Source organism: Pseudomonas sp. GW821-FHT01E05, from assembly GCF_059422425.1.
This window is the reverse complement of sequence record NZ_JBWKWW010000003.1, coordinates 53,236-67,819: the sequence shown is the minus strand read 5'-3', so window position 1 is coordinate 67,819 and position 14,584 is coordinate 53,236. Positions and strand designations below refer to the sequence as shown.

Here is a 14,584-nt window from a genome sequence, read left to right as displayed (position 1 = left end):
GAGTGATATGACATGACCCGACACGTATTCGACTGCATCGAAGGCCATACCGAGGGTATGCCCGTGCGCATGGTAGTCGCCGGTGCTCCGACGCTTGCAGGCGCGACCATGAGCGAGCGACGTGAACACTTCATTGCCGAATTCGACTGGATTCGCCGCGCCTTGATGCTTGAGCCCCGAGGGCACTCGCACATGTCGGGCACGATCTTCTATCCGCCGATGTGCGCCGACAGTGACTTCAGTCTGCTGTTCATCGAGACCTCCGGCTGCCTGCCGATGTGCGGGCATGCCACCTTGGGCTCCATTACCTTCGCGCTGGAGTCCGGTCTGATTGTTCCGAAGGTTGCAGGTACCGTGGTGGTGGATGTTCCGGCAGGCCAGATCCACGCAACCTACACCCGTAGCGGCGACAAAATCAGCTCAGTGCGCTTCACCAATGTTCCGTCATTTTTGCTGCACCGTGACTTGACCATCGATTTTCCGCCATTGGGGATGTTGCAGGTCGACATTGCCTACGGTGGCAATTTTTATCCCATCATCGACGTGCAACCCAACTACCCGGGTTGTGAACATTTCAGCCCGCAGCAGTTGCTGGAATGGGGTCGGCAAATCCAGGATCTGGTCAACCGGTCCGTGGACGTGGTCCATCCGGAAAATCCGGCGATCAAAGGCCTCAAGCACTGCATGTGGACAGGCGCACCGCTGTCATTGGAGTCCCAGGGGCGGGCGGTGGTGATTGCCGGCGCCAGTCTCATCGATCGCTCCCCATGCGGCACCGGCAGCTCGGCGCGCGTCGCTCAGCGTTTTGCCCGTGGCTGGCTGGCGGAAGACGCTGCCTATCGCCACGAAAGCCTGATTGGCAGTTTTTTTGTCGGTCGCGTGGCGCAGCAGCTTGAATTGGAAGATGGTCGCTCCGCGATTCGCCCCAGCATAGAAGGGCGCGCATGGATCACCGGGCGCGCCGAGTTTATTGTCGACGATACCCAACCCTGGTGGGATGGCTTCAGCCTGGAAGATTATGCCGCTCCAGCCACTGCTCAAGAGACTTCCCTATGACACCTCTGCAGTCCGCTGCACAAGCACCCGCCCTGGGTGAAAAGGCCGTTGTGGTCGGCGGGGGAATCGTTGGCGTCTGCTGTGCTCTTTATCTACAGCGGGAAGGTTATGCCGTCACCCTGATCGACCCGGCACCAGCGGGTGACAGCACCGCAAAGTGGAGTTGCGGGCAGATGGCGGTCAGCGAGGTCATTCCGCTGTCCAAGCCCGGGATCCTGAAGAAAATACCCGGTTGGCTGCTCGATCAGAAAGGCCCCCTGGCATTAAGACCCGGCGCATTGCCCGGCATCCTGCCGTGGTTCCTGCGGTTTCTGGCCTGTGCTCGCCACTCGAAAATCGTCGAGATTTCCGAGGACATGGCGACACTCACACACCATGTCTATGAAGACTACGCCCCCTTGCTGGCGGCATGCCCGGACAAGACCCTGATGGGGGAGAGGCCGATCATCGAGGTGTTCGACTCGCCGTCGGGGCTGGATCATGAACGCCCTCATCTGGAGTTGCGCAAGGCGCTGGGCTTCAAGTCCGAGGTGCTCGACCGCGCCGCAATCTCCGACCTTGAGCCATCCCTGGCGGGTAAATTCAGCCATGGCCTGCTGTTTCCGGAATGGCGCGCGGTTAGCGACACCAAAGGCTTTATCGCAGCGCTGACGCAAAGCTTTATCGACCAGAGCGGCGTTCGTGTGCGTGGCCAGGTCAAACGTATCGATGAAGTGGCAGATCGCGCCAGCGGAGTTACCCTCACGACGGGTGAGCGCTATGGGGCGGAGCACGTGGTGATTGCGGCAGGAACAGGTTCACGGCAGTTCTTCGATCAGATCGGCACGCAGGTTCCTCTGGCCGGGATTGCGGGTTATCAGGTGCTGCTGCCCAACCCTGGGGTGGAGGTTCGTCACTCGGTGATTTATGCCGATGGCGGGTTCTGCTTCAGCCCGATGACTCGGGGCCTGCAGATCGGCGGAACCATCGAGTTCGCAAGCCCCAATGCCGAGCCGAACTTCAAACGTGCCGACATCATTCTTGAGAAAGCCCGAAAGATCCTGCCTCAGTTGCAGCTGGACAACATCGAGTATGGCGTCGGTTATCGCCCGTTCCTTCCCGACACCAAACCCGTCATTGACCGCAGCAGCCGTTTATCGAACGTATTCCTGGCATTCGGCCACGGCCAGCTCGGCCTGACCTTGGGCGCGACGACCGGGCGACTGATTGCCGACATGGTGGCCGGTCGTACACCTGCCCAGGACTTGAGCCCTTTTAGCGCCACGCGCTTTGCCCTTTTTGGAGACCACGCATGAAATCCTATGACCAGCTCTATATCGATGGCCAGTGGGTTCGCCCGAAGAAAGGGGGCACATTTGGCACCGTCGACCCCTGCACTGAGTCGGTCATCACTCAAGTCGCTGCGGCAACGGCAGAAGATGTCGACTTGGCGGTAAAGGCCGCGCGCCGTGCCTTCGATGAAGGCCCGTGGCCGAAAATGACCGGAGCCGAACGTGCGACGATTCTGCGGGCAATCGCTAGTGGCATTCGCGAACGTCAGGACAAACTCGCTGAGCTTGAGGTACGTGACAACGGCAAACCATTGCCCGAAGCCCTTTGGGACATTGGTGATACGGCGGGGTGTTTCGATTTTTATGCCGATTTGGCGGACGACTTGGACGGTCACCGTGAACAGAGCATTTCACTCGCGGATGAGCGCTTCACTTCGATCGCACGCAAGGAGCCGATGGGGGTCGCCGGGGCCATCATTCCCTGGAACTTCCCGATGTTGATGGCCGCCTGGAAGGTCGCACCGGCCTTGGCTGCCGGTTGCTGCATGGTGCTCAAACCGTCGGAGCTGACACCGCTGACCGCCCTCGAACTGGCAGATATTGCCCATCAGGCGGGTCTGCCCGCCGGGGTACTCAATGTCGTGACAGGCTCGGGCCCGGATGCCGGCGCGCCGCTTGGCGAGCATCCCGGTATCGATAAACTGGCCTTCACCGGTAGCGTTCCCACCGGCACCCGGATCATGCAAGCGGCTGCTCGCGATATCAAAAACATCAGCCTGGAGTTAGGCGGTAAATCGCCATTCATCATCTTCAACGACAGCGATATCGAAGCCGCTGTCGAATGGATCATGTTCGGGATTTTCTGGAACCAGGGCCAGGTGTGTTCGGCCACTTCCCGAGTGCTTGTTCAGCGTGATCTGTATGAGCCTCTGCTCAAGCGTCTGATCGAGCAGACGCAACGTATCAGCATCGGTAACGGCATGAGTGAGGGTGTACTGCTCGGGCCATTGGTCAGTCGCGGCCAATATGACAAGGTCCAGGAGGCTATCGCCCGAGGTCGAGAAGAGGGCGCAACGCTTCTGACAGGCGGCACTCGTCCGGCACATTGCGATAAGGGCTATTTTATGACTCCGGCGATTTTTGCCGATGTGCCGCAGGACAGCTGGATCTGGCAAGAGGAAATCTTCGGGCCGGTGGTTTGCGTTCGTCCTTTCGACGATGAAGCTCAAGCACTGCGTAGCGCCAACGATTCGCGCTTCGGCCTGGCAGCAGCCGTGATGTCTCGGGATCTGGAGCGCGCCGAGCGAGTTGCCCGTCGTCTGCGCGCAGGTATCGTCTGGATCAACTGCTCCCAACCGACATTCACCGAAGCACCGTGGGGTGGCTATAAGCAAAGCGGGATCGGTCGCGAACTCGGGGAGTGGGGCCTGAACAATTATCTGGAAACCAAGCAGATCACTCGATACGACAGTGAGCAACCGTGGGGCTGGTACATCAAGTAAGGGATCTCGCTATGCGCTGGAAAAAAACGCTGCAAATGGTCGACGTGCATTGTGAAGGTGAAATCGGCAAGGTCATTACCGGGGGCGTCATTGATGTTCCCGGCACGACCATGCTCGACAAGATGAACTACATCAACGAGGTGGATGACAGTTTGCGTCGGTTGGTGGTGCTCGAGCCCCGTGGCTGTCTTCAAATGTCGGTGAATCTGCTGCTGCCACCGACCCGGCCCGAGGCTCAGGCAGGCTTTATCGTCTTGCAGGCGGACAAGGCTCACCCCATGTCCGGCAGCAACTGCATCTGCGTCGTGACGGCGTTGCTGGAGCTGGGCATGCTGACGATGGAGGAGCCAGTGACGACTGTTGTGCTGGATACTCCGGCAGGTTTGGTGACAGCCCGGGCACACTGTAAGGAGGGGCGTTGCTTGAGCGTTTCCCTGGATATGGTTCCTTCGTTTGTCGAGCAATTGGATGCCCCCATCCAGACTGCCGAATTCGGAACCATCAAGGCCGACATTGCGTTCGGCGGGGTGTATTACGCGTTGGTCGACGTCGATCAGGTCGGTTTGACTATCGCTCCCGAAAATGCCCGCGAACTGGCGACCCAAGGTGTGCGTCTCAAAGGGCTCATCAACGAGCAGGTCAGCGTCAGTCATCCGCTGTTGAAGGGCCTCAACGAGGTTGCCTATGTGATGTTTCGCAACCGTGTGGACCGGAAAACCTACCAGACCTGTACGACGTTACCGCCAGGCCGGATTGACCGGTCGCCTTGTGGAACGGGCAGCTCAGCTAACCTGGCCACATTAAGCGCGCGAGGTTTGGTCGACGTGGGGGACACGCTTGTTTCCCGTTCCACCATCGGTGGCGAGTTCCAGGTCGAGCTGCTTGGCCTGACCGCGGTGGGGGACAGGGCAGCAGTTCTGCCCAGGATCACAGGTCGTGCCTGGATTTACGGGTTGCACCAGGTCGGCGTAGACCCGGATGACCCATTGTCTGAAGGTTTCATGCTAAGTGATACCTGGGGCGAAGGATTCTAACTATGGCGGGGCAGGTGTTAAAGTTGCAGGCTGGCCGGATGTCTGGCCAGCACGGCTGAGAGCGACCCAATGAGTAAAGACACCACTGAAACGACCGGAAGTGCAAAACGCCATGGCGGCCGCTACATCTACGAGGAATTGCGCAAGCAAATTCTGACGCTGAAGCTCAAGCCTGGTACGCCCCTGGATGAGGTGTCTTTAGCAGCCCAGTTTGGCCTGTCCCGTTCACCTGTGCGCGATGCGCTTGCCCGCTTGATCAGCGAGGGGCTTGTCACCATTTTGCCTAACCGCACGACGTTGGTGACGCCCTTCGAAATCGAGGAATTTCCCAACTATATTTCCGCCCTCGATCTGATCCAGCGCGCAGTGACCCGGCTCGCTGCCATGCACCGCACCGAGGAGGACCTGATTCGTATACGCAAGGCCGATGCCGCTTATCTGGACGCTGTGGGTACGGGTGATTTCCAGTCAATGTCCGAAAGGAACAAGGCCTTTCACATGGCTATCGCCGAGGCCGGGAAAAATCCATATTTCATCAGCTACTACGAAAAACTGTTGGGCGAAGGACAGCGTCTTGCGCATCTGCACTTCGATTACATTATCGGCACGGCGAGCACCACAACCCGATTAGGTCGGGACCACGACGAGATTGTCGATGCCATAGCCGCGCGTAAACCCGACGAAGCCGAGCACGCGGCCCATGAACATACAATGTTGTTTCAGCGCCGGTTCCTGGCGTATATGCAACAGAACCTGACGGAAAATATGTCCGTTGCTTGAACCGCGTCGTCGGCAATGCTTGCCCCACGAGGGGCACGGGGCGGCTTTTCCTCTACTCCGTCGGCAACCTCAGATGCTTTCGGCGACGTCGATCTGCGGTGAAAGCATGAACCTGGCGCCAGCATCGGAGGAGGGATCTATCGTAGCGTCCACCATGGCCTTCACGGCGGTCTGCGCCAGCGCCACAACCGGGTGAGAAAGAACACACTGAACCACGCCATCGCGCAGGGCCGCCGACGTGATCGGGGTCAAGTCGTGACACACCACCGTCGGCAACGGGACGTTCTGCGTTTTCAGTACGCGCAGTGCGCTGACCACACCCTCGATTCCTCCCCCGGCCACATAGAGGCCGACCAGGTCGGGCTCACTGGTCAGGAGGTCCAGGGTACTGGCATAGGCGAACGCCTCATCCTCCAGAGTCAGGCGAGTAGCCAGTAACTCCCAATCCGGGGATTGTTCCGAGAGGAACGAGCGCAAACTCATCTCGCACAGCTCCTGGCATTGAAAGCGCTGTGTTCCGAGCATCACTGCCACCGGGCCGGGTTGTGGCGCCAGATGTTTGATGAACCAGCCTGCGGTGCGGCCCATGCGCCGGTTGTCTACACCGACATAGCCTGCGGCTGCCGAAACTTCCAGCTCGGATACCAGGGCAACCACCGGGACGCCTGCAGCACGCATGTGGGCAACGGCCTTGCGCACCACTGAATGGTCAGCCGCAACGACACCCAGCGCATCGACCTCACCTTGTAGCTGCAGGATGCGCTGCGCCGTGGCTGTCGGGTCCAGGTCATCGATGTAGTTGATCATCACCCGAACCTGCGCCCGAACGCTGGCCGCCGCGGCCTCGGCCAGGGCTTTTGCCAGGCCCTGATAAAAAGCGACGCCGCGCTTGTGAAGCAGGAACCCCAAGCGCACGGTCGGGCGCTTCTGAAGCAGCCTTTGCTCGATCACATTGCGCCCGTAGAACCCCAGCCTGGCGGCGGCTTCGGCAATGCGCTGCGCGGTATCGGCGCGCACATTGGCGCGCAGATTCATCACTCGGTCAACGGTGGACAGGCTGACTCCTGCAGCCTGCGCCACATCCTCCATGGTTGAACGGCGCTGCGACGGGTTGTTTGGCTCTGACATGAAATGAAAGCCTTGCTGAAAGTTTTGACGGGTTTTGACAGCTATCGCCTGGCGACTATAGCAGCAGTGGCCGGGCTCGCCTTAGGATTCCTCCGAGCGAAACAGCACGACTCATAACAATAATCATCGGAGCCTGACATGACCCTCCATATCTCGACCGCCCCCTGTTGCTGGGGCGTAGACGATGCCAAGAATCCTCATTTACCGGCGTGGCAGCAGGTGCTCAGTGAAGCCGCGCAGGCGGGCTATCGCGGCATCGAGCTTGGGCCTTACGGTTACCTCCCGCTCGACTCCCGGGTGCTGGGCCCGGTGCTGGCTGAGCAGGGGTTGCACGTCGTAGCCGGGACCATTTTCGACAATCTGGTCGATCCCTCCAATCTGCCGAATCTTCTCAGTCAAACCCGCAACATCTGTGCCTTGCTCAAGCAATTGCCGGTGATCCCACAGGAGCCGGGACAGCGCTTTGGCATGCCTTGCCTGGTGGTCATCGATTGGGGTCACGAGGAGCGTGACTACGCTGCCGGTCATTCCGACCGCGCCCCGCGTCTGGCGCCAGATGCCTGGCGGGGCATGCTGAGCCATATCCGTGCGATTGCCGAGCTGGCATGGACGCAATACGGCGTGCGAACGGTCATTCATCCTCACGCCGGGGGCTACATTGAGTTCGCTGATGAGTTGGCTCGGCTGGTCGACGACATCCCCTATGAAGTGGCGGGTTTGTGCCTGGACACCGGCCACCTCTACTACGCCGGCATGGACCCGGTTCAGACTCTGCGCCAGTACGCGGATCGCCTGGATTACCTGCATTTCAAAGATATTGATCAGGCGATGTTTGATCAGGTGCTGGGCGAGCACATCAGCTTCTTCGCCGCGTGCGGCAAGGGTGTGATGTGCCCGATCGGTCAGGGTGTCATCGACTATCACGCCTTGCGCGAGCTGATCGCCGAGCTCGGTTATCAGGGCTACATCACCGTCGAGCAAGAACGCGATCCCCGTAACGCCCATGGCAGCCTGCGGGACGTCACAGCCAGCCGTGCCTACCTCTCCCAGGTGGGTTTCTGACCCTCTCTCACGCCAAGGACTTATCGATGATCAATGGCAGCAAGCGTATTCCCCAACCTATTCGTTGGGCCATGGTAGGCGGTGGGCGCGATAGTCAGATCGGCTACATCCACCGCAGCGCAGCGTTACGTGACCAGGCATTTGTGCTGGTGGCCGGCGCATTCGATCTTGATCCAGAACGCGGCCGGGCCTTTGGCGTGCAGCTGGGGGTCGACCCTGAACGCTGTTATGCCGACTACCGTAGCTTGTTCGAGGGTGAGGCGGGGCGGCCGGATGGCATCCAGGCGATTTCCGTAGCGACGCCCAACGGCACCCATTTCGCAATTACCAAAGCGGCGCTGGAAGCAGGGCTGCACGTGGTCTGCGAAAAGCCCTTGTGTTTTACCCTGGAGGAGGCGCAAACCCTGCGGGAAATTGCCTCAGCCAGGAACAGGATCGTGGGGGTCACCTATGGCTATGCCGGACACCAGCTTATCGAGCAGGCCCGTGAAATGATCGCCCAGGGCGAGCTGGGTGAGATCCGCATGGTTCACATGCAGTTCGCCCATGGTTTTCACAGCGAGCCCGTGGAAGCTCAAAGCGACGCCACCAAGTGGCGGGTCGATCCACGCCTGGCTGGGCCCAGTTATGTTCTGGGGGACGTCGGTACCCACCCGTTGTACCTGTCGGAAGTCATGTTGCCCGAGCTAAAAATCAAGAAGTTGCTGTGTGTCCGTCAAAGCTTCGTCAAAAGCCGGGCGCCTCTTGAGGACAATGCCTACACCCTTATGGAATATGAGGGAGGGGCGATGGGGACATTGTGGTCCAGCGCGGTGAATGCCGGCTCCATGCATGGCCAGAAGATTCGGGTAATAGGCTCCAGGGCCAGCCTGGAATGGTGGGACGAGCGCCCGAACCAGCTGTCTTTCGAGGTCCAGGGCAAGCCCGCCCAGGTGTTAGAGCGTGGCATGGGCTATTTGCATCACAACGCACTACTGGATGACCGCATTGGTGCCGGACACCCCGAAGGACTGTTCGAGGCCTGGTCCAACCTTTACTACCGTTTCGCCATGGCCATGGACGCAGCCGACCGCGGGGACCAGGCACTGCTGGCGACGCTGCGCTATCCGGATATCCACGCGGGTGTCGAGGGTGTGCGATGGGTCGAACGTTGTGTCAGCTCTGCCGACAGCGGTGGGGTGTGGATTGATTACTGACCCAGGATACGGTTTGCCCCCAGGCGTGAACCGGTCACTCATAGTGTGAAATTATCTTCAGAGGGGATGAAGCCCGGCTCCAGGTTGGGCTTCATCCAGGTTGAACACCAGCGCCTTCAAGCCGCATTCAGCGTCGGCGTCGGCAAATTCCGGCGGGTTTTCCAGGCGTTGGTCGAAGCGCAGGCTCGGGGCTTCGCGGGTTACGCCGTCGATGAGGAAATCCGGGCCTATGGCCGGGTCGTTCATGCAGGCCAGTACGGTGCCGTGGCTGCTGAGCAGTTCCGGCAGCCGGCGCAACACGCGCTGGTAATCCTTGGTCAGCAGAAAGCTGCCTTTCTGAAAGGAAGGTGGGTCGATGATCACCAGATCGTAAGGGCCGCTGTTTATTACCTTGCCCCAGGACTTGAACAGGTCATGGCCGAGAAAACTCACCTTGCCCAGGTCGTGACCGTTGAGCCGGTGATTGTCGCGCCCACGGCTCAGGGCCACGCGGGACATGTCCAGATTGACCACATGATCCGCGCCACCCTCGATGGCGGCCACTGAAAACCCGCAGGTATAAGCAAACAGATTCAAGACACGCTTGCCATGGGCGTTGGCCCGTACCCAATTGCGGCCGTAGCGCATGTCGAGAAACAGACCGTTGTTCTGTTTCTTGCCCAGGTCCACCTTATAACGCAGGCCTCCCTCGGTGATCGTCCATTCCTCGATCGTTTCCCCCAGCAGCCATTCGATGGTGCTTTGCGGCAGGTAGCGGTGTTGCAGCAATAACCTATGAGCGCCGGATTTTTCCCACACAGGTGACTGAGTAATCTCCATCAGCAGCCGCTTCAATGCCTCCAGCTGCGTCTGCTCAGGCTCTTTGAACAGCGAGACCAGGACCACGCCCTGCATCCAGTCGACGGTCAGTTGTTCCAGCCCCGGCCAGCATCGGCCCCGGCCGTGGAACAGGCGGCGGGTTTCGTCGGGCACAGCTGCCAGGGCTGTCAGCAAATGGTGGTGCAGGGTAGAGAGGGCGTCAGGATTCATTGGGCAGGGCTGGTAATTTGAAGGGATGGCATTTTAAACACAATTAGCCGGATATATAGGTCACCGGGATTGAAACCGCCACTGAGCTCGCAGCGTTATCTCAATGACACTGCCTGTTGGAAGAATCCCGCTCAAGTCATCTTGGGCGGTATTTTTGTGCTTCTTAAATGTTCAGCACGCAGGCAGGGCACCGAAGCGTGAGGAAGGCCCCCGGATTTAAAGAGGGAGGATTTCGCCAGCGTGGAGTCAGTAGACGGCCGTTTTTGTTGGAAGGATCCCAAATGGCTTTCTCATATCAAGTGAATGAGATCTTAATTGTCTCTCTCCGGTCAGTTGATTGTACGCCTTGACCCTTCGGTGATTATCCGCATAACCACCCATCGCTGAGACCGTCCCGCTTTGAATATGGTCCAGATAACGGAATATCTTTTGTGGCGAAAGAAAGCTGATCTTGTAGTTCAGCGCTGCCATTCTATCTTGCAGTTCATAACCGGGATTACGCTCATCCATTTGAAAATGTAGCCCGTGCTTCTTGATCAGCCGCACATTCCACAGGGTACAAAAGCTCTTCAAGTGAGTTTCTCTGAACGGTTTCGGCGACTTTGCTTTCAAGCCCAGGGCTCGCATGCCACGCCGAGCGTAGTGCTTGAAAAATCGTGAAACCAGGCGCCAGGCTGATCGACCCACACCTCGATTCAACTGTTCCAGGCATCCGACAGCCGCCACTTCGCGTGGACCAGTGCACTGGCCGATCATCATGGTAAAAACAGTCGGATCGTAAATAAAAGTATCGGTGTGCAACAGAAACAGATACTCGGTTTCAACGTGATCCAAAGCAAGATCCAGGGCTCGGCCGTGAGCAACGCTTCCGGCTTCAGGGGCGGCTACTTTACGTTCAATCAGGTTGATCCAGTTCAGCGTGCGCAGGTATTCGCTGCTCGCATCGTCCGAATGGTTATCCACCACAAAAACAGGAACGCCAGTCTCCTGCAACCCCTCGCGCAGCAGCTCCAGGCAAGTCCTGGTCAGCCCCAGTGATTTGTAATTAACCAGCACAACACTGTAGTTTGCCTTGGTCGCAAGTGGGTATGTCATAAGTTCTTCAACCTCGATGGCTGACTGCTGTTCCGGTAATGCCAGTTCAAAGGGGGGCTGGCATAAGCTTCAGGCTTGCGCTCATCCTAGAGCGGGTAACCTTTCAGCCTGTTCCCCGGTGGATAAATTTTCTGACAGGATTGTTTTTCGGTTCCGATGGGCTGGCGCTGCTGCGTACTGCGTTGATGGTCAACGTGTCCGGCATTGCGGCCAACGAACAGTAACCGCGTTCCCGGCGGGCGATACAGGGGGCGGACGTGACTTCTGGATTGTGCGCTAGCGCCGCAGTGACGGCCTGGCAGCCGGGGCAGGGCGATGGGCAAGCCGCGCCATCCGTTGTTAGCGCAAAGACGGGTTATGATGACCCCGCCCAGCGCTGATCCTTGAAGTCACGGGCAAGCCTTAACCCTCGGAGTCAGAAACTCGATGTTCACCATCACCCCCTTTGAAACCCCACCACCCGAGGCCATCAAAAGCCAGATCCTGCAGTTGGTCGTCGACTACGTAACCGATATCAGCATGGTGGCCATCGCGCCAAGCAATCCGCTCTACAACCTCTATCAATACGGTATCGGATACGAGGTTCATCTCTATCTGGACGCTATGGACGGTTCCAGAGGCATTCCCGTCGAATTGATCGTGGCCTCGGATGCCCAGGACCCTTCCACTGTCGTTGGCTTCTTGCTGTATCTGCCGGTGAAGGACGATCCCGAGGCTTGCGCAGTGGCCTATATGGCCGTGCGGGAAGGCCACCGACGTCGGGGTGTTGCGCGCGCGATGCTGCAGGAAATGGTCAGTCGATACCCTCATGCCGAGCTGGCCTGCTTTGTTGGCAAGGTGCCGTATTTCGAGTCGATGGGTTTTCAGGTTGTGGGTGCGCGCGGTCCTCAGGTCGTCATGAATACCCGCGACCACGGTACGGACGGCCTGTTGGCGGTGTTGGACGTAGCGCCGATCTATAGCTCTGTGGAAGTACGGCAGATTCATACTTATCTGCTTGCGCAAAATGGCAGAAAAGCGATGGTGGACGCCGAGAAGAAGCGTGACCGGCATCTCGACCAGATGACACGCCACGCGAAGGCCTTTGTGCTGGACCGTCTTGGAGAGGCCGCCTTGCAAAACACCGGGCGCGGACCACGCTTGCTCTAGGATGCATTGAGTCTCTTGTCAGGCTCGAAGTCGGCCTTGGCCTGCGAGAGTAAGGAGCGTTCGACCGGTGGTTGATCGTCCCTTACCTGGCACCCGGCAGGCTTATCCGATCAGACCGGAACACCCAGGATGATGTGGGAGGCCTTGATCACCGCTGTGGCACTGACACCGGGTGCCAACCCCAGATCTGCCACTGCATGTCGAGTCACGATCGAATACACCTCGGCACCGCCGGCAAGCTGGATAACCACCTCGGCGTTGACGGCTCCGTCATTAACACTGACAACCTTGCCTTCCAGACAATTGCGCGCAGAGAGACGGATGTCGCTGGATTCGGTCATCAGCATCACCCAAGGGGCCTTGATCAGAGCGATCGCGTCCTTGCCTACCGCAATCCCCAGATTTTTGATGCTTTCCATCGTGACCACGGCAACCAGTTGCTCACCGCCGGGCAGTGTCAAACCTACTTCGGCATTGACCGCGCCTTCTTGTACCTGAGTGACTTTGCCTTTGAATACGTTGCGCGCACTGACTTTCATAGCGAAAACTCCTTTTTGACCACTGGGTTAAGATTTACCGGCATCATCAAGATTATTGCTATGCAAAAGCAAGTGCAGTGCACCACTGGTCATCTGTCGGCGTGAAATGTCCAGGCATCAGGCTTGCACATACACCCAGGCATTGGCACCGGATTTGAGCACAACCTCAACACGTTTGTAGTCCGCCACCTCGTATTTGTCGGCCATTGCCAGCTCCTGTGGCGTGATCTCGAAAACAGTGCCGCTGACCTCACCCGACATGTCGCCGCTCTCTTGCACGATGGGATGATGGGTTTTTCCACTTGCGGCCAATACCTGCGGATCAGTTATTTCGACGAGGTTTTGCTTGTAGCCCGGTAGAGCATCAGGACGACCCTTCAGTTTGCGTCCGAAGCTGGACCGTTGGACTGCTGGATCCTGCAAGGTGCCGTAGGAGAACAGCAGGACTGGTTGCTCTGTTTCAATGGCCATTAGGTTTCCTTGAACGATGGTCGATTTGATGAGCAACTCTTCATGGAATGCCCGAATGGACGCTCCGGGTGGGCAATCCGGATTTCCGGAATCCATAAACCGCCAGTCGATCCGGGCGGTGATTCGCCGTGGGGGCGATCACCGGTGTACTTGGTTGCGCCCGTTACGCTTGGCCTGGTAAAGCGCGTCATCGGCGCGAGTCAGGAGGCTCTCCAGGTTGTCACCGGTTCTGGCGAGGGCGACACCAAAGGACGCGGTTACCGTGTCCAGCACCTTTTCGGAGCGACGAGCCTTGATCCGCAACGACTGAATTTTCAGACGCAGTTGCTCCGCGAAGGCATGGGCGCTGGCGATATCGGTACACTCCTGCAGGATCACGCAGAACTCTTCGCCGCCATAGCGTGCCGCCATGGCATGCGGTGGAAGCGAGTTTCGCAGCACCTGACCGACATGTTGGAGTACGCGGTCGCCTAAAGGATGACCGTACTGGTCATTGAATTGCTTGAAGTGATCGATATCCAGCATGACCAGAGCCACACCCTGGGGGGCGTTGCTCAGCGCTTGCTCCAGCAAGCGAGTGAAGGTGTTTCGATTGAGCACCTGAGTCAGGCTGTCCAGCGTCGCGGCCAGCTGGACGCGCTCAAGCTTGTCTCGCAGGCTTTTAATCTCATTTTGAGCAGTTTGCAGTTGGGAAAGGAAACGCTGCTGCTGGTCCTGCATGAGCTGGGTGCTCTGTTGCAATTCGCTGAGTACGGCGGGCAACCGGTTAATGACCGGCTCCTCAAGCATACCCAGGCAGTGTTCCAGGCTGGCCTGAAAGTTGAGATTGCCCATCACGCTGCTCGAGATGTCGCGTTCAATGTCGTCAACCAGGTTGATCGCTTGTTGCTGCCCGGCGCGGGCGTCCTCCAACTCATCGCGAATGATGTAGTCGCGAAAAAGCCTGGCGGCGGATTCCGGGGGGAAACTGTCGAAGTCTTCGACCACCCTATCCAGGTGGCGATTCAGTTCAGGCTCCAGGCCTTTGCTGTAGGTGTACCAGAGGGCGTAGTGCACTGGGTTGGGTGGAATATTGTGACGCACCATCAGCGGTATGGCTTGCTTGAGCAGGGCCGCCGCCTCGCGGGTATCCTCTGGATATAGCGATAGGGCAGTCGCCCGCTTCTCTGATTGGCTCATAACGTCACTGTCGTTGTTGATTTTTGTCGAACATAAAGCAAGAGGAGCATAACCATACCTCTTGCAGACGGCCATCCTATTCTAAGCTGATCA

14 protein-coding genes are annotated in these 14,584 nt (G+C 58.4%); 8 read left to right on the top strand and 6 right to left on the bottom strand.

Going from position 1 to position 14,584, the window contains the following annotated elements; genetic code table 11:
* Positions 1-12: 12 nt before the first annotated feature.
* The 5 genes from AC07W5_RS06815 to AC07W5_RS06795 all read left to right on the top strand — a co-directional run bounded on the left by AC07W5_RS06815 (position 13) and on the right by AC07W5_RS06795 (position 5,643).
* Positions 13-1,056 carry a 4-hydroxyproline epimerase gene (locus AC07W5_RS06815; protein WP_495023037.1) on the top strand — a complete coding sequence of 348 codons (1,044 nt, stop codon included), beginning with the start codon at positions 13-15 and terminating at the stop codon, positions 1,054-1,056.
* The gene (locus tag AC07W5_RS06810) at positions 1,053-2,351 is read left to right on the top strand and encodes an NAD(P)/FAD-dependent oxidoreductase (protein WP_495023036.1); all 1,299 of its coding nucleotides are present in this window, start codon (positions 1,053-1,055) and stop codon (positions 2,349-2,351) included. Before AC07W5_RS06815 ends, AC07W5_RS06810 begins: the two co-directional genes overlap by 4 nt.
* On the top strand, positions 2,348-3,829 hold the full coding sequence (locus AC07W5_RS06805; RefSeq protein ID WP_495023035.1) for an aldehyde dehydrogenase family protein: 1,482 nt from the start codon (positions 2,348-2,350) through the stop codon (positions 3,827-3,829). The genes AC07W5_RS06810 and AC07W5_RS06805 overlap by 4 nt, the downstream gene beginning before the upstream one ends.
* Positions 3,830-3,840: 11 nt before the next feature.
* On the top strand, positions 3,841-4,863 hold the full coding sequence (locus tag AC07W5_RS06800; RefSeq protein WP_495023034.1) for a proline racemase family protein: 1,023 nt from the start codon (positions 3,841-3,843) through the stop codon (positions 4,861-4,863).
* Between the two features lie 69 nt (positions 4,864-4,932).
* Complete coding sequence (locus AC07W5_RS06795; protein ID WP_495023033.1) at positions 4,933-5,643, top strand: GntR family transcriptional regulator; 711 nt, start codon at positions 4,933-4,935, stop codon at positions 5,641-5,643.
* Between the two features lie 69 nt (positions 5,644-5,712).
* On the opposite strand, the gene AC07W5_RS06790 is transcribed toward AC07W5_RS06795, so the two are convergent.
* A complete protein-coding gene (locus AC07W5_RS06790) occupies positions 5,713-6,771 on the bottom strand; it encodes a LacI family DNA-binding transcriptional regulator (protein WP_495023032.1) in 1,059 nt (352 codons plus the stop codon).
* A gap of 138 nt (positions 6,772-6,909) precedes the next feature.
* Here AC07W5_RS06790 and AC07W5_RS06785 point away from each other — a divergent pair, with 138 nt between their 5' ends.
* Positions 6,910-7,833, top strand: a complete 924-nt coding sequence (locus tag AC07W5_RS06785) for a TIM barrel protein (RefSeq protein WP_495023031.1) — start codon at positions 6,910-6,912, stop codon at positions 7,831-7,833.
* Between the two features lie 26 nt (positions 7,834-7,859).
* Positions 7,860-9,029 carry a Gfo/Idh/MocA family protein gene (locus AC07W5_RS06780; protein WP_495012587.1) on the top strand — a complete coding sequence of 390 codons (1,170 nt, stop codon included), beginning with the start codon at positions 7,860-7,862 and terminating at the stop codon, positions 9,027-9,029.
* Positions 9,030-9,086: 57 nt separating this feature from the next.
* Here the strand turns inward: AC07W5_RS06780 and AC07W5_RS06775 are convergent, their stop codons facing one another.
* Both AC07W5_RS06775 and AC07W5_RS06770 read right to left on the bottom strand, forming a co-directional pair.
* Positions 9,087-10,058, bottom strand: a complete 972-nt coding sequence (locus tag AC07W5_RS06775) for a class I SAM-dependent methyltransferase (RefSeq protein WP_495012586.1) — start codon at positions 10,056-10,058, stop codon at positions 9,087-9,089.
* 246 nt (positions 10,059-10,304) lie between these two features.
* A complete protein-coding gene (locus tag AC07W5_RS06770; RefSeq protein WP_495012585.1) occupies positions 10,305-11,153 on the bottom strand; it encodes a glycosyltransferase family 2 protein in 849 nt (282 codons plus the stop codon).
* Positions 11,154-11,579: 426 nt separating this feature from the next.
* On the opposite strand from AC07W5_RS06770, the gene AC07W5_RS06765 reads away from it, so the two are divergent.
* Positions 11,580-12,302: a GNAT family N-acetyltransferase gene (locus AC07W5_RS06765; RefSeq protein ID WP_495023030.1), complete on the top strand. Its 723-nt coding sequence runs from the start codon at positions 11,580-11,582 to the stop codon at positions 12,300-12,302.
* A 110-nt stretch (positions 12,303-12,412) separates the two neighbouring features.
* Here AC07W5_RS06765 and AC07W5_RS06760 read toward each other — a convergent pair whose 3' ends face one another.
* From AC07W5_RS06760 to AC07W5_RS06750, 3 genes are all read right to left on the bottom strand, one after another.
* Positions 12,413-12,841, bottom strand: coding sequence for a TOBE domain-containing protein (locus AC07W5_RS06760; RefSeq protein ID WP_495012583.1), 429 nt, complete (start codon positions 12,839-12,841; stop codon positions 12,413-12,415).
* A 117-nt stretch (positions 12,842-12,958) separates the two neighbouring features.
* A complete protein-coding gene (locus AC07W5_RS06755) occupies positions 12,959-13,312 on the bottom strand; it encodes a gamma-glutamylcyclotransferase family protein (protein ID WP_495023224.1) in 354 nt (117 codons plus the stop codon).
* A gap of 138 nt (positions 13,313-13,450) precedes the next feature.
* Positions 13,451-14,491 (bottom strand): GGDEF domain-containing protein, encoded by a 1,041-nt coding sequence (locus tag AC07W5_RS06750; protein ID WP_495023029.1) that lies wholly within the window; start codon positions 14,489-14,491, stop codon positions 13,451-13,453.
* Positions 14,492-14,584: the final 93 nt, after the last annotated feature.

Excerpts from the sequence above, each read along its gene's own strand:
- AC07W5_RS06815 (WP_495023037.1), top strand. The coding sequence starts at position 13 with ATGACCCGACACGTATTCGACTGCATCGAAGGCCATACCGAGGGTATG.
- AC07W5_RS06810 (WP_495023036.1), top strand. The coding sequence starts at position 1,053 with ATGACACCTCTGCAGTCCGCTGCACAAGCACCCGCCCTGGGTGAAAAG.
- AC07W5_RS06805 (WP_495023035.1), top strand. The coding sequence starts at position 2,348 with ATGAAATCCTATGACCAGCTCTATATCGATGGCCAGTGGGTTCGCCCG.
- AC07W5_RS06800 (WP_495023034.1), top strand. The coding sequence starts at position 3,841 with ATGCGCTGGAAAAAAACGCTGCAAATGGTCGACGTGCATTGTGAAGGT.
- AC07W5_RS06795 (WP_495023033.1), top strand. The coding sequence starts at position 4,933 with ATGAGTAAAGACACCACTGAAACGACCGGAAGTGCAAAACGCCATGGC.
- AC07W5_RS06790 (WP_495023032.1), bottom strand. The coding sequence starts at position 6,771 with ATGTCAGAGCCAAACAACCCGTCGCAGCGCCGTTCAACCATGGAGGAT.
- AC07W5_RS06785 (WP_495023031.1), top strand. The coding sequence starts at position 6,910 with ATGACCCTCCATATCTCGACCGCCCCCTGTTGCTGGGGCGTAGACGAT.
- AC07W5_RS06780 (WP_495012587.1), top strand. The coding sequence starts at position 7,860 with ATGATCAATGGCAGCAAGCGTATTCCCCAACCTATTCGTTGGGCCATG.
- AC07W5_RS06775 (WP_495012586.1), bottom strand. The coding sequence starts at position 10,058 with ATGAATCCTGACGCCCTCTCTACCCTGCACCACCATTTGCTGACAGCC.
- AC07W5_RS06770 (WP_495012585.1), bottom strand. The coding sequence starts at position 11,153 with ATGACATACCCACTTGCGACCAAGGCAAACTACAGTGTTGTGCTGGTT.
- AC07W5_RS06765 (WP_495023030.1), top strand. The coding sequence starts at position 11,580 with ATGTTCACCATCACCCCCTTTGAAACCCCACCACCCGAGGCCATCAAA.
- AC07W5_RS06760 (WP_495012583.1), bottom strand. The coding sequence starts at position 12,841 with ATGAAAGTCAGTGCGCGCAACGTATTCAAAGGCAAAGTCACTCAGGTA.
- AC07W5_RS06755 (WP_495023224.1), bottom strand. The coding sequence starts at position 13,312 with ATGGCCATTGAAACAGAGCAACCAGTCCTGCTGTTCTCCTACGGCACC.
- AC07W5_RS06750 (WP_495023029.1), bottom strand. The coding sequence starts at position 14,491 with ATGAGCCAATCAGAGAAGCGGGCGACTGCCCTATCGCTATATCCAGAG.